The 14,045-nt window shown below is 64.9% G+C and carries 9 protein-coding genes; 2 read left to right on the forward strand and 7 right to left on the reverse strand.

All coding sequences use genetic code 11. The features are described from left to right. Positions 1-12 precede the first annotated feature (12 nt). From glgB to ABIE53_RS23490, 4 genes are all read right to left on the reverse strand, one after another. Complete coding sequence (gene glgB / locus ABIE53_RS23475) at positions 13-2,223, reverse strand: 1,4-alpha-glucan branching protein GlgB (RefSeq protein ID WP_006047620.1); 2,211 nt, start codon at positions 2,221-2,223, stop codon at positions 13-15. Beyond that, positions 2,216-5,677: a maltose alpha-D-glucosyltransferase gene (gene treS, locus ABIE53_RS23480; protein WP_192700460.1), complete on the reverse strand. Its 3,462-nt coding sequence runs from the start codon at positions 5,675-5,677 to the stop codon at positions 2,216-2,218. The genes glgB and treS overlap by 8 nt, the downstream gene beginning before the upstream one ends. Further along, a complete protein-coding gene (locus ABIE53_RS23485; protein ID WP_192700459.1) occupies positions 5,674-9,138 on the reverse strand; it encodes a maltotransferase domain-containing protein in 3,465 nt (1,154 codons plus the stop codon). The genes treS and ABIE53_RS23485 overlap by 4 nt, the downstream gene beginning before the upstream one ends. Before the next feature lie 441 nt (positions 9,139-9,579). Continuing rightward, the gene (locus tag ABIE53_RS23490) at positions 9,580-10,242 is read right to left on the reverse strand and encodes a DUF1345 domain-containing protein (protein WP_192700458.1); all 663 of its coding nucleotides are present in this window, start codon (positions 10,240-10,242) and stop codon (positions 9,580-9,582) included. A gap of 370 nt (positions 10,243-10,612) precedes the next feature. On the opposite strand from ABIE53_RS23490, the gene ABIE53_RS23495 reads away from it, so the two are divergent. Continuing rightward, positions 10,613-11,350, forward strand: a complete 738-nt coding sequence (locus ABIE53_RS23495) for a metallophosphoesterase (protein ID WP_006047624.1) — start codon at positions 10,613-10,615, stop codon at positions 11,348-11,350. 21 nt (positions 11,351-11,371) lie between these two features. On the opposite strand, the gene ABIE53_RS23500 is transcribed toward ABIE53_RS23495, so the two are convergent. Together ABIE53_RS23500 and ABIE53_RS23505 are read right to left on the reverse strand one after the other, a co-directional pair. Beyond that, positions 11,372-12,073: an RES family NAD+ phosphorylase gene (locus ABIE53_RS23500; RefSeq protein WP_006047625.1), complete on the reverse strand. Its 702-nt coding sequence runs from the start codon at positions 12,071-12,073 to the stop codon at positions 11,372-11,374. After that, entirely contained in the window at positions 12,070-12,507 is a 438-nt protein-coding gene (locus ABIE53_RS23505; RefSeq protein ID WP_029971431.1) for an MbcA/ParS/Xre antitoxin family protein, read from the reverse strand. Before ABIE53_RS23505 ends, ABIE53_RS23500 begins: the two co-directional genes overlap by 4 nt. A gap of 112 nt (positions 12,508-12,619) precedes the next feature. On the opposite strand from ABIE53_RS23505, the gene ABIE53_RS23510 reads away from it, so the two are divergent. Beyond that, positions 12,620-13,156: a hypothetical protein gene (locus ABIE53_RS23510; protein WP_192700457.1), complete on the forward strand. Its 537-nt coding sequence runs from the start codon at positions 12,620-12,622 to the stop codon at positions 13,154-13,156. Positions 13,157-13,176: 20 nt separating this feature from the next. Here the strand turns inward: ABIE53_RS23510 and ABIE53_RS23515 are convergent, their stop codons facing one another. Continuing rightward, entirely contained in the window at positions 13,177-14,028 is an 852-nt protein-coding gene (locus ABIE53_RS23515; RefSeq protein ID WP_029971433.1) for a LysR family transcriptional regulator, read from the reverse strand. Positions 14,029-14,045 lie beyond the last annotated feature (17 nt).

Raw genomic sequence — 14,045 nt, forward strand, 5'->3', positions numbered from 1 at the left:
GGTCAGTGCCGCTCAATCGGCGCGCAGCACGATCGTCGCCAGCGGCGGCAAGGTCAGTGAAGCCGAATGCGGCCAGCCGTGGCTCGAGATCGCCTCGGTGTGAATCACGCCGCCGTTGCCCATGTTCGAGCCGCCGTACACGCCCGCATCCGTGTTCAACACTTCCGACCAGCGCCCTTCGCGCGGCAGGCCGATGCGATAGCCGACGCGCGGCACCGGCGTCATGTTGCAGGCCACGACGAGCTCGCGGCCCGCGCCGTCGGTGCGTCGATACGCGAACACGCTGTTGGCGCTGTCGTCGCCGATCAGCCACCCAAAGCCGCCTGGCTCGCTGTCGAGCAGATGCAGCGCCGGCTCGTCGTGGTACAGGCGATTCAGGTCGCGCACCAGCAACTGCACGCCGTGATGATGCGCGTCGTCGAGCAGATGCCAGTGCGGCGACGCGTCGTGATTGAACTCGGCGATCTGACCGAATTCGCCGCCCATGAAGAGCAGCTTCTTGCCCGGATGCGTCCACATGAAGCCGAAATACGCGCGCAGATTGGCGAACTTCTGCCATGTATCGCCTGGCATCTTGCCGAGCAGCGAGCCTTTGCCGTGCACCACTTCGTCGTGAGAAAGCGGCAGCACGAAGCGCTCCGAATACGCGTACACCATGCCGAACGTCATGTTGTGGTGATGGTATTGGCGATACACCGGATCTTCGTGCATGTAGTGCAGCGTGTCGTGCATCCAGCCCATGTTCCACTTGAAATGGAAGCCGAGGCCGCCGTCTTCGACGCGCGCCGTCACGCCCGGCCATGCCGTCGATTCCTCGGCGATGGTGATCGCGCCAGGCACGCCGGGCACATAACCGACTTCATGATTCAAACGCTTGAGGAACGCAATCGACTCGAGATTCTCGCGTCCGCCATAGATGTTCGGCACCCACTCGCCGGCCGCGCGCGAGTAATCGCGATACAGCATCGACGCGACCGCATCCACGCGCAGGCCGTCGACGTGATAGCGCTTCAGCCACGCGAGACCGGAGGCGACGAGGAACGCGCTCACCTCGTTGCGGCCGAGGTTGTAGATCATCGTGTTCCAGTCCTGGTGGTAGCCTTCGCGCGGATCGGCATGCTCGTAAAGCGGCGTGCCGTCGAACTCGATCAGACCGTGCGCGTCGTTTGGAAAGTGCGCGGGCACCCAGTCGAGAATCACGCCGAGCCCGGCTTCGTGTGCCTTGTTGACGAACGCGGCGAACTGCTCCGGCTTGCCGAAGCGCGCGGACGGCGCGAACTGCCCGAGCGGCTGATAGCCCCACGATCCGCCGAACGGATGCTCCGCGACCGGCAGAAATTCGACGTGCGTGAAGCCCATCGTCTTCACATACGGAATCAGGCGCTCGGCGAGCTCTTCCCAATTGAGACCGCGCTGACCTTCTTCGGCGACGCGCAGCCACGACTCCGCATGCACCTCGTAGATCGAGATCGGCGAACGCGGCGTCTGCTTCGCGCCGCGCGACTGAATCCACTCGTGATCGGTCCACGGAAACTGCTCGATCTCGTCGACATGCGCGACCACCGACGCCGTGCCTGGCGGCTTCTCGCTTTGCATCGCGCAAGGGTCGGCCTTCAACGGCAGCGGATGACCATCGCGCGAGAGCAACTCGTATTTGTAGCGCGTGCCCGGCCCGACGCGCGGCACGAACAGTTCCCACACGCCGGCCTGATGACGCAGACGCATCGGATGACGACGGCCGTCCCACGCATTGAAGTCGCCGACCACGGAGACGCGCCGCGCATTCGGCGCCCACACGGCGAAGCGCACGCCGGGCACGCCGTCGATTTCCATCGGACGCGAGCCGAGGCATTCGAGCACCGCATACGGATCGCCGCCCGCGAGACGGCCGAGCGGTTCATCGCCGAGAACGGGGCCGTACGAGTAGGTATCCTCGATTTCCTGCACGACGCCATGCCAGTCGATGCGCAAGCGATACGGCGCCGCCGAACTCACGCGGCCCGCGAACAGGCCAGGACGCAACTGCTGAAGCTCGCCGAGCAGCGCGCCGTCGGCGCGCGAAATCACGCTGACGTGCGCGGCATTCGGCAACAGCGCGCGCACCACGGGACCGCCGTCGGTGTGATGCGGCCCGAGTTGCGAGAAAGGATCGGGATGGCGCGCCTCGACGAGCGCGTCGATGTCGAGCGGCTGGAGGCCTGCGGCCGGATCGTGTTCACTCATGATCGCCCTCGGCCGGATGAGGCGGTGTGGCGGCGTCTGGCGCCTGGGTTGAGGAATCGTGCGGCGCGCCGGTGTCGCCGAGCAGCCGGCTCGCGAGCGCCGCAAGGCCTCGCACCGGCAAGCTGAGCCACGTCGGACGGTTGGCCGCTTCGTAGCGGATTTCATACGCGGCCTTCTCGATCAGGAACAGATCGAGGAGCGCCTGCTCCGCCTCGGGCGCGACGAGCGGCGTCGGCGCTTCGGCGGTGGCCGCGCGGTATTCCTTCAGGAAGACGTTGGTGGCTTCCGCGCGGAAACGGTCGAACAGCGCGCGCTTGCGGTCCGCGGTCTGTTGCGGCGCGGCTTCCGTCGTGGACTGCGCCGCGGCGCTCGCATACGACAGCGAACGCATCAGGCCGGCCACATCGCGCAGCGGGCTCGACTTCTGCCGACGCTCTTCGAGCGAACGCGCGGGCTCGCCTTCGAAGTCGATCAGATACGCGTCGCCCTGCGCGACCAGCACCTGGCCCAGATGGAAGTCGCCGTGAATGCGAATGCGCAGCGCCTGCGTGTCCGGCGCGATGAGCTTGTCGACAGCTTCGGCGAGCGCCGCGCGCCGGTCGATCAGACTTTGCGCGAGCGCCTTCGTGTCCGCATCGAGCAACTGGTCGATGCGCGGCGCGAGCAGATCGAGCGCGCTTGCGAGCATCGACTGCGTGCCGTCGACCCACGCCTTCACCTGCTCGGCGCTCGTCGGTTCGGGGGCGAACGCGGGGTCGTCGGTCGGCGAAGCGAGTGCGACGTGCAACTCGCCAAGCCGTCTGCCGATGATGCCGGCCAACGCCGCGTAGCCTTCGAGCAGAATCGCCTCGTTGCCGCGATCGGGTGCCGACGACGCTTCCGTATCGATCGTGATCGCGAGTTCGTCGACGGAGCGGCGCAGATAATCGAGCGACCAGTTCCACGCATCGCCCTGGTTGTCGACGAAGCCTTGCACGATCGCGAGCGTATGCGGCACGCCCTCGGGGTCGACGCGCACGACTTCGCCAAAGAGCGGCGCCGTGTTCGCATAGCCGAGTTGCGTCAGATAGCGGCTGATTTCCGCTTCCGGATGAATGCCGCTCACGAGACGCCGCACGAGCTTGAGCACCGCGGCATCGGCAATGATCAGCGAGCTGTTGCTTTGCTCGGCCGCAAGCCAGCGGATTTCGGGGCGTTCGCCGAGATTGTCGAGCTCCGCGAAACGGTCGGTTGGAATGAACCTGATCTCGCTCTTTTGCACGGTCGGCACGACCGCGCGTTCGCGCAATTTGCGCAGCACGCCGTGCGCGAAAATCGGCAGCGCGAACGCGTCGGTGAGATGCCCGACGTTGCGGCCGCGCCGTACGCGCGCCAACGCAAGCTGCAGAAAGAGCGGCGTCGTCGTCTCGCCGCCCCACGTGATCGCGATCGGCACCACGTAGCGTTCCGTGTGCTTGCCGACGTCCGCTTCGATTTCGGTGAACGCGAAGCCGCCGTTCGGGATCGTGGTCAACGCGGCGAGCCGCACCGCATGCATCTTTTGATCCTTCGATGCAAACCAGCGGCGCCGGCTCAACCACGAAGGCAGCACTTCCGATTCGAGCAGCCGCACGTTTTCAGGCGTCGGGCCGGCCTGGCCTTCGCGGATCACGATGGTCACGAATTCCGGCAATGGCTCGGGATGCGCCTGCGCCCACGTCGGACGCTGACCGCCTTCACACAGCAGGAACCACAGGAAGCCATACGGCGGGAAGGTCAGCAGATAAGTCAATTGACCGATCGCGGGGAACACGGAATCGGCGGTCATTTCAATCGGCACCGCGCCGTTGAATTCCGACAGATCGAGTTCCACCGCTTGCGGCGCACGCGACAGATTCGCGACGCAAAGAATCGGCGGCTCGCCGGGCAATTCGCGCAGATACGCGAGAATCTTGCGGTTCTCCGGCTTCAGGAAACGGATCGTGCCGCGCCCGAACGTCTGTTTCGCGCGACGCGTGGCGAGCATGCGCCGCGTCCAGTTGAGCAGCGAATGCGGATCGCGGCTTTGCGCTTCGACGTTGACCGCGTCAAAGCCGTAGAGCGAGCCCATCACCGGCGGCAGCACGAGTTGCTCGGGATCGGCGCGCGAGAAACCGCCGTTGCGATCCGACGACCATTGCATCGGCGTGCGCACGCCGTCGCGATCGCCGAGGTGAATGTTGTCGCCCATGCCGAGCTCGTCGCCGTAATAGATCACGGGCGTGCCTGGCATCGACAGCAGCAGCGAATTGATCAGCTCGATGCGGCGGCGGTCGCGCTCCATCAGCGGCGCGAGACGGCGGCGAATGCCGAGATTCAGGCGCGCGCGGCGATCGCTTGCGTAGGTGTTCCACAAGTAGTCGCGCTCGGAATCCGTGACCATTTCGAGCGTGAGTTCGTCGTGATTGCGCAGGAAGATCGCCCATTGATTCGACGGCGCGAGGTCCGGCGTTTGCCGCATGATGTCGGTGATCGGGAAGCGGTCCTCGCTCGCAATCGACATGTAGATGCGCGGCATCAGCGGGAAGTGGAAGGCCATGTGGCATTCGTCTTCGTCGCCGAAATATTCCTTCACGTCTTCCGGCCATTGGTTGGCTTCGGCAAGCAACATGCGGTTCGGATACTCGGCGTCGATGGTCGCGCGAATCTTCTTCAGCACTTCGTGCGTTTCGGGCAGGTTCTCGTTGTTCGTGCCTTCGCGTTCGACGAGATACGGCACCGCGTCCAGACGCAGCCCGTCGATGCCCATATCGAGCCAGAAGCGCATGATCTGCAACACCTCGCGCAGCACCGCGGGATTGTCGAAGTTCAGATCGGGCTGATGCGAGTAAAAGCGATGCCAGTAGTACGCGCCCGCGACCGGATCGTGTGTCCAGTTCGAAGGCTCGGAGTCGATAAAGATAATGCGCGTTTCCTGGTACTTCTGATCGGTATCGGACCACACATAGAAGTTGCGATGATTCGAGCCTGGCTTCGCGCGGCGCGCGCGCTGAAACCACGGGTGCTGGTCCGACGTGTGGTTAATTACCAGTTCGGTAATCACGCGGATGCCGCGCGCGTGCGCTTCCTGAATGAAGCGCTTGACGTCGGAGAGCTGGCCGTAATCCGGATGCACGTTGCGGTAATCGGCGATGTCGTAGCCGTCGTCGCGGCGCGGCGACGGATAGAACGGCAGCAGCCAGATCGCGTTCACACCGAGTTCGGCGATGTAGTCGAGCTTCGCGATCAGGCCGGGAAAATCGCCGACGCCGTCGTTATTCGCATCGAAGAACGACTTGATGTGCACCTGATAAATGATCGCGTCCTTGTACCAGAGCGGATCGTCGCTGAGCGCCGCCGGCTTGCCGCGGCGACGCGTGCGCGCGTTGGTTGCGCTGGCAGTCGCCGCGCTCGCATGTGCTTGCGACGCGGCCTGAGAGGGATCGTCACGCTTCATATCGCACCTTCCGTCGGGGTAGGGTTGCCGGCGTCTGCGTGAAAGGCGCCAGGCGGGGCACTGCTCGAATCGCTGTCGGCTTCATCGGGACGTTCGGCGGGCAGGCCGCCGAGCGGCGCGATGCGCCAGATCGAAAAAGGCTGACCCGTGCCGAGCCGCACATGCTGCCAGCGGCCATGCCATTCGAAACGGGCGCCCGTCATCTGGTCGGTCACTTCAAGCGGGCCGTGGTCATGCAGATTCCATTTCTGGAAGGTGTCCCACGACAGTTCGATGTCCGCGCCCTGTTCGTTGAACGGATCGAGATTGATCGCGACCAGGATCACGTTATCGCGCGCTTCGGTCGCCTTTTCGAAGAACAGAATGTTGTCGTTGTGCGCGGGCAGGAACGTGAGACCGAGATGCGTTTGCAGCGCGGGATTCGCGCGGCGAATGCGGTTCAGCGTGGTGATCTCGGCCATGATGTTGCCGGGCCGGTTCCAGTCCCACGCGCGCAACTGGTACTTCTCGGAGTCGAGGTATTCCTCGCTGTTCGGCAACGCCGCCGCCTCGCATAGTTCGAAGCCGCTATACACGCCCCACAATCCGGCGAGCGTCGACGCGAGCGCCGCGCGAATCAGAAAGCCGGTGCGTCCCTGCGATTGCAGATGACGCGGGTTGATGTCCGGCGTATTCACAAAGAAGTTCGGCCGATAGAAATCGCGCGCGCCGGTTTGCGTGAGCTCCGTCAGATACTCGATGAAATCGCGCTTCGACTCGCGCCACGTGAAGTACGTGTACGACTGCGAGAAGCCGATCTTGCCGAGCCGGTTCATCATGCGCGGCCGTGTGAATGCTTCGGCGAGGAAGATCGTGTCGGGATAGCGCGAACGCACGTCGTTGATCATCCACTCCCAGAACGGCAACGGCTTCGTGTGCGGATTGTCCACGCGGAAAATATGCACGCCCGCTTCGATCCAGAACAGGATCACGTCGCGCAGCGCGAGCCACAAGTCGGGCTTAGCGTCGTGTGCATAGAAGTCAGGATTGACGATGTCCTGATACTTCTTCGGCGGATTTTCCGCGTAACGCAGCGTGCCGTCGGGACGCCACGCGAACCATGTCGGATGCTCCTTCAGCCACGGATGATCCGGCGAGCACTGAATCGCGAAGTCGAGTGCGATTTCGAGTCCGTGCGCGTGCGCGGCCGCGAGCATCGCCTTGAAGTCGTCGAGCGTGCCGAGCTGCGGATGCACGGCGGTATGGCCGCCTTCCGCGGCGCCGATTGCATACGGACTGCCCACGTCGCCCGGCTGCGCGTTCAGCGTGTTGTTGCGGCCCTTGCGATTGGTCACGCCGATTGGATGAATCGGCGGAAAGTACAAAACGTCGAAGCCCATGTCGCGAATGCGCGGCAGCTTCCTCGTGACGTCGGCGAAGGTGCCGTGGCGCGCTTCGTCGTCGCTCATCGAACGAGGGAAGATCTCGTACCAGCTTGCAAAGCGCGCGGCCGTGCGTTCGGCGTCGATCTTGTAGGTCACCGGATCGCGGCTCAGGAACGGGCGATGCCGCGCGGCGGTCATCGCCTTCGCGGTGGCCGGATCGAGCAGCAGCTTGAGCTTCGTCTCGTCGTCGGCCTTCGTGAAGTCTTTGACGATGTGTTCGAGCGGCTCCTTGTCCGCGCCTTCGGCCGTTTCGACTTCGGCGAGGACGAGCGCGAACAGATGCGCGGCTTCGTCGAGTTCGGTTTCGACCGTTTGCCCCGCCTTCAATTTCTTCTCGACATGTTCGACGAGCGAAGCGAAGTCGTCGCGCCACGCAATCACCGTGAATTCATGACGGCCCATGCGTTCGAGTGGAATGCGCGCCTTCCAGATGTCGAGGCCCGCGGGTTGCGCGGGAGTCATCAGCACTTCGTGCCATGTGTTTTCGTCGGCGGCGCGCCACAGCACCGCGGCGGCAATCTTGTCGTGGCCTTCGGCGAAAATCGCGGCGCTGATCTCGGCCCGCTCGCCGACGCTGCGCTTCGCGGGGAAGCGGCCGTTGTCGACGGAAGGCATCACGCTTTCGATTGCCACGCGCGGCGCGTTGAGTGCTTCGAGCACGGTCTTGCGGCCGCTGCGCTTGCTGTTCGCCTTGTCGATGGGCGGCGCGAGGCAGATCGGTTTTTCCGTCACGGCCTGAAAGAGCCGCACCGCGCCGGGCGCCAGCGTGAACGGCGTCAATGTCGTGGGCGACGCGTGGCCCGGTGCATCGAGCGGAATGAAGCGCGTGAAATTGCCGGGTACGCCCGCGAGAAAGCGCGCCGGGTCCACGCGAACCGGCGCACCGAGTTCGGGATTGATCGCGATCAGGACCGCTTCCCCGGCATCGCGCACGTCGGGCCGATCCGCGCGCAGCAGCACGGCGGCGGGCGCGCCCGGTCCGCTCAACGGACGCAACTCGCCGTTCGCGTGCAGCGCGCCGGCCGTGCGTGCGAGTTCGTTCGCGCGCGAGATCTGTTGCGAGAGGTCGAATCGTTTGGATTGGCAAGCGAGCGCGAATTGCGACGCGTCGCCGCGCGTTTGCGACATCGGTTCGCTTACGCCGTATTCGAAGCCCATCGGCATCATCCAGCCAGCGCCGATTGACGCGGACGTGAAGAGCGCGCGCCGATAAGCCCGTTCGACGATGCCCGAATCGTGCGGATCGCTCAACTCGGCGGCGAGCCGTGTACCGTAAGGCGCTTCCGGAAAAGCAATGGGTCCGCCGATGCGCGCGAGCGCCGCGTACTCGTCGGCCATCCAGCTTTCGCGATAGTCCCACCAGCGCAGCGACGAGAACACGCTGTCGAAGCCGGCGCCTTCGAGCGCCGGAAGATCGCTGCGCGCGAGGCCGGGCGTCGCGGCGAGAAAGCGCACGTCGGGATGCGCGGCGCGCACGGCATCGCGCAACTGCCGCCACACGTCGGCGGGCACGCGATGCGGCGAGTCGAAGCGAAAGCCGCCGATACCCGCGTCGGCGAGCGCGAGCAGTTGCTGCGTCCACCATGAGACGAGCGCGGCGCGCGTGCCGGCATCGTTGAAGTTGGCGTACGCGACGTTGTCCTCGCGATGCACGTGGCGCGGATCGAGGCGCGCCTCTTCGGTCTCGAGTGGATGGAACCAGTCGTGATGCTCGGCGTAAAGCGCGCCGTCGGCGGCCACGCGGTCGATCACGAGATCCACCAGCAATGTCAGGCCATGCTGGTGCGCGGCGTCCGCGAGCGTGCGGATAGCGTCCGTGGCGGACTGCCCGGCTTCGAACACCGGATGCAGGCGCGCATGATTGCCGACCACCTGGCCATGACTCGCCCGGCCCGGCTCGAACAGACTGCCGATCAGCGCATGATCGAAGCCGAGCGCGGCCGCGTGGGCGAACTGCGCCGGCCACGCGTCAAGCGGCCCAACAAGAAGTGAATGAAAAAAATAGATCCGCGGCGCGTACCCTTTTGGAGGTTCCATCGGTCGTTTCCAGATTTGTCCTGCTGCGGTGTGGATGCAGTTGGCATGCGATCACAGCGCTCATTGGGCTTCCAGAGCCGGCGGCCGCGCGATTCGTGAACTGTCGGCGCGTACTTGGTCAATGTAGTGCAAAGATCGTCACGCCGCTGGCCAGTTACGGGTGCCTCGCCGCCAGGCGTCGCGACGCGAGCCGGCCAGAACGTCTGCGGAAGTCAGCAAGGCCTGTGCCAGTGAACTCGGCCGGCGCGCTATGAAGGGGTGCGGGTGCCCTTATGGGGAGGCTTGCTCCGGGGCTTGCGGCCCGACGCTGCCGCAGAGGGCGGGCGCGTGTAAAAGGCGCTGCAATCGTCCGCGTTTTACACGGGACTCGTCTGCGCGGAATTCAGCGGAGCGGAAAAGGAGAGGTTGCCGGGCGGCGATGCGCGCGCCCAGCGGAGCAGGTCACGAGCCGAGCAAGCCCGCTGCGATGTTCACGCACAAGCCGAGCACGGCAACGTTGAAATAGAACGACAAGATGGATTGCGCGAGCGCCGCGCGGCGAATGGTGCGTGAGCGCAGCACCACGTCCGACGTCTGCGAAGCGACCGCGATCGTGAACGAGAAGTACAGGAAGTCCCAATAGTCGGGCGTGAGCGAGCGGTCGGGAAACAGCAGCGGCGTTTTGGGCACGTCGGTGTCGTAATAGAGCCGCGCATAGTGCAGCGTGAAGATGGTGGGAATCATGAACCACGCGCCGATCATCGTGAGTCCGGTCAGCGTGTAGTGCCATACCGTCGACGCGCCCGCCGTGCCTTTCGCCGAAGCAAGCTCGAGCACGATCGCGGCAATGCTGGCGACGGTGGCGGCGCATATCACGAACAGCACGACGCCTGCGTTCTCATCGTCGCGGCGCGCGGAATCGCGCACGTTGCCTTCGTCGGCGCGGACCATGTGCGCCCAGATCAGCACGAGGTAACTCCACACGGTCGTGTCCCAGCCGACGAGTACGCGCGCCATCGGGCGTATGTGCGCGGGGATCAACACGGCAGCCGCGACGCCGAACGCGAGGGCGATCAGCATGCGTGGGCGGTTGCGAAGTGTTTGCGGATAATATTTTGTGAACATGGAATGGCGAGCGAGGCGCTGAAGTGGCGCTGAAGTGGCGCGGAGTCTGTTGATGCGCCCGTAGTGTTCCGTAACGGCCTTGCGGGCCGCTTTCAATCGAAAGCGCATTGCAGGCCGAGCCCTACGCGTGGCGCTTCCCGCAACTTTAGCCGCGCATGGGCGTCGAATCGGCGTTTATCGGCCAATGAGCACAGCCAGTTGGCAGTTTGCGAAGCCAGCAAGGACGCGCCCTCAAGTCGGCGATTTTCCGGCAAAATCTGCCCGTAACCTGTCGTTTTCGCGTGATTTTGTGTCAACTTTGCGCTTTCGATTGCCGCGCTACGAGAGGCAGCGCGCATACGCGTCGGACATTGCGCATTATCATGGGCTTATGGCTTCCGTACTCGACATCTCTGTTCAGCACCACCCGGCCAACCGGAGCGGCCGCGACTTCGTCGTCGGCGACTTGCACGGTTGTGTCGATGCATTGCGCTATCTGCTGCGCCTGGTTTCGTTCGACCCGGCGTGCGACCGGCTGTTTTCAGTCGGCGATCTCGTGGATCGCGGCGAGCATTCCGAGCAGGCGCTCGCGCTGCTCGACAAGCCGTGGTTCTTCGCCGTGCTCGGCAATCACGAAGACGCGCTGTGCGCCGTCGCCGATGGCCGCTTGCGGCGTCAGTGGTGGTACGGCATAGGCGGCGCGTGGGCCGCCAACCTGCCCGACGAAAGTTTGCGCCGCTATGCGGAGCGGCTGCGCACGCTGCCGCTCGCGCGCGTGGTGGGCAGCGGGCCGGAGCGTTTCAATGTTCTGCACGCCGAATTTTTCGGCACCGACGCCGAACTCGACGCCGGCAATTTCTCTTCCGACACGCGCCAGCAAATGCTGTGGGGACGCGAACTCGCGATGGGCAACGGCGATCCGCAACGGCAACGCGGTTTGTCGCTCACTTACTGCGGCCATACGCCGATGCGCGACATCAAGCAGATCGGCTCGCAGGTGTTCGTCGATACGGGCGCGTTCGGGCCTGGCGGCAGGCTGACTTTGGTCGAGCCGAGGGCGCTGCGGCGCTGGTCCATTTCCGTCGAAGAAGCGCGCGCGGAAGGCGCGGCGGCGTTGGCGCTGCCCTGATCGCGCGTTGCTCGACGCGTGTCAGCCGACCTGGCTGAGTTCGAACACCATATCCACGCTGCTGCCGTTCCAGTTGTATTCCAGGTACGCCGCGTGATGGCAATCGCGCAGCAGCGTCGTTCTGAACGCGGCGAGGCATTCGCCTTCGGGGTCGCGCACCGACGGATACGCGATGCCCGGCGCTCCCGCTTCGCGCACCGCACGTCCGAGCGACTGGCCGGCGAGATAGTCGTCCGGCGACAGCACCGCGAGGTCCAGCTTCGGGTCGCCGCGCAGATCGACCACTTCGCCTTGCGCCGCCACCGTGTAGAGACGCATCTGCTGACGCATGGGCGGCTCGGCGGTGGCTTCCAGGAATTTTCCCGTGTGATAACGCGTTTCGGCGATGGCGGTCGCGCGCGAGCGGGCGCAATAGAACACGCCGTACGTGCCGTCGGAAAAACGGCTGCCGAGCGGATTGAGATGCGTGAGCGCGGCCATGATCGGTCCATAACCCGGCCCGAAGCGGCGTTCTTCGCGCGGCACGAGATCGAGTTCGCCGATTTCGGTGCGCAGGCGGTCGTTGGTCATGGCTTCGAGCGCGTAGAGCGCGTCGAAATCTTCCGCCGATGCAACCCGGTCGAACAGATTGACGGCCGGAAAGCGTGTGGGAATCACGCGATACGCGGGCGACCAATCCAGTGGCGCGCTGCGCCAGCGGTCCTGCCAATGCGGTTCTGTCACGCCCAGCCGCCTCGCATTGCGTCGAGATACTGGCGCACGGCGACGAGGTCGCTAATGTTGCCGGCCAGCATGCGATCCAGCGCGCGGCGGCCGCCGAACGGCGGCGCGCTGTTGGGACGCTTGACCCAGTTGTCCGCGGCGCTGGGTTGCGGCAAGAGAATTTGCAGCGCCTTGTAGATGCCTAGCAGCAGCGACAGACGTTCCAGCGTGTCGCGGCCTAGCCGCGCCGTTTCCGGCGCCTGCTTCCATTTGAAGAAAGTCGAGCGGCCTGGCGAGCCGAGCAGGACGATCTGTTCGTCCGCGCTCAAGTCCCAGTCTCGTGCGATGTTGAAGAACGCGCGCAATCCCGCTGCGGACATTTCTGCAAACGAGGGTTCCGAAAGCGGCGGACGAATCGGCGCTTCAGCTTGGGCGGCGCGGGCGGCATGTGCCATGAGCGGGTAAGTCCTTATATGTACTTATTTCCTATGCTAGTCTATTTCGGGATTTTTGCAAGGGAATATAATCCCGGCTCGTCGTAAAGCAAAGAATTCAGGAGTTCAGGAGATGAGGTTTCGTGCAGTAGCAACGGCGGTTGCGGTGTTGTGCGCGTCCGGCGCGGCAATGGCGAGCGGTTATAGCGAAGTGTGGAATCCGCCTGAGGCGGCGGCGCACGGGAAGCATGGAGCGGCGAAGGCGCGGGCGAAGAGTGCTGCCAAGCATGTGGCGTCTGCGGGGACCGCTAAGTCGAAGACAGACGTAAAGCATGTGACAACCGCGGGCGCTAATAAGGCTTCGGGCCTCGCGAGCGGCAAGGCAAAGCCAAAGAGCGCGGGCGTCGCGGATGCCGCCAAGCGCCCGGCCCAAGTCGTTCAGACGAAGTCCGATCACGCGAAGGCCATTCATGCAAACATCGCGCAAGGTCAGAGCGCGCATGGCGGTGTAGTGAAGATTGCCGGCACAGCGAAAGGCTCGGTTGCCCGCCCGGCGCCAGCGGACCACAAGACGCCGGCGCTCGCCGCTAACACTGCCGCGGATCAGTTAGACGCAGTCGCCAATCCTGCGACAGCCCGCAGCGGCTCTCTTCCGCCGATTTTGCACTGAACGCCCGAGCCGGCGCGCGCTCAACCGCCCGCCAGCCCGCTCGTCACCAGCCGCAGCGTTTCCCTCAAACGCGCGTCCTTCACGCGCGAGTGCAGCGTCACGCGCGATTCCGGCAACGACGGCAAGCCGAGCCGCGCGCCGACATCGACTAAACCGCGCGGCGCCACTCTTCTCGCCAGCGGCGACACCGCGAGCCCTGCTGCAACGGCCGCGCCGACAGCCGCGACGCCACCGCCGACAAACACCTCCTGCCATGCCACCGACGCCTCCGTCAGCGTCCGCAGCGCCACGTCGCGCACATTGCACGGCGCGCTCAACAGCGCCAGCGGCAAAGGCTCGCCGACGCGCGGCAGCCACGCCGGCGTCGCGAGCCAGCAGACCGGTTCGCTGAACAGCACCTGTGCGTCGTCGCGCGGCGGCTCGTCAGCGCCATAACGGACGATGACCGCGTCCAGCCGGCGCTCGTCGAACTGGGCCAGCAGCGCGGCGGACGTGCCGAGGTGCAGTTCGACCACCAGCGCCGGATCGTGCGCATTCAGCCGCGCGAGCAATTGCGGCAGATCGGGGCCCGCGACGTGTTCGCTCAACCCGAGCGCCAGCCGCCGACGCTCCACCGACAGCGACCCCAGCGCCCGCTCATGCGCGCCCAGCAGTTCGCGCGCGGCGCCGAGAAACGCCTTGCCGTCGACGGAAAGCCGTACGACGCGCGGCGTGCGCTCCAGCAACTGCTTGCCCAGATGCGCTTCCAGCCGCTTCAGCTTGAGGCTGACGGCGGATTGCGTGGTGCCGAGCGCGTCGGCGGCGCGCGTGAAACTGCACAGGTCGGCGACGAGCACGAACGCGCGAACGGCGTCGAGATCGAGGACTTTCATTTCAATCCAACATAGAT

Source organism: Paraburkholderia sp. OAS925 (assembly GCF_040543975.1).
GTDB lineage: Bacteria > Pseudomonadota > Gammaproteobacteria > Burkholderiales > Burkholderiaceae > Paraburkholderia > Paraburkholderia graminis.

Coding starts and splice junctions, on each gene's coding strand:
- glgB (WP_006047620.1), bottom strand. CDS start 2,223: ATGAGTGAACACGATCCGGCCGCAGGCCTCCAGCCGCTCGACATCGAC.
- treS (WP_192700460.1), bottom strand. CDS start 5,677: ATGAAGCGTGACGATCCCTCTCAGGCCGCGTCGCAAGCACATGCGAGC.
- ABIE53_RS23485 (WP_192700459.1), bottom strand. CDS start 9,138: ATGGAACCTCCAAAAGGGTACGCGCCGCGGATCTATTTTTTTCATTCA.
- ABIE53_RS23490 (WP_192700458.1), bottom strand. CDS start 10,242: ATGTTCACAAAATATTATCCGCAAACACTTCGCAACCGCCCACGCATG.
- ABIE53_RS23495 (WP_006047624.1), top strand. CDS start 10,613: ATGGCTTCCGTACTCGACATCTCTGTTCAGCACCACCCGGCCAACCGG.
- ABIE53_RS23505 (WP_029971431.1), bottom strand. CDS start 12,507: ATGGCACATGCCGCCCGCGCCGCCCAAGCTGAAGCGCCGATTCGTCCG.
- ABIE53_RS23510 (WP_192700457.1), top strand. CDS start 12,620: ATGAGGTTTCGTGCAGTAGCAACGGCGGTTGCGGTGTTGTGCGCGTCC.
- ABIE53_RS23515 (WP_029971433.1), bottom strand. CDS start 14,028: ATGAAAGTCCTCGATCTCGACGCCGTTCGCGCGTTCGTGCTCGTCGCC.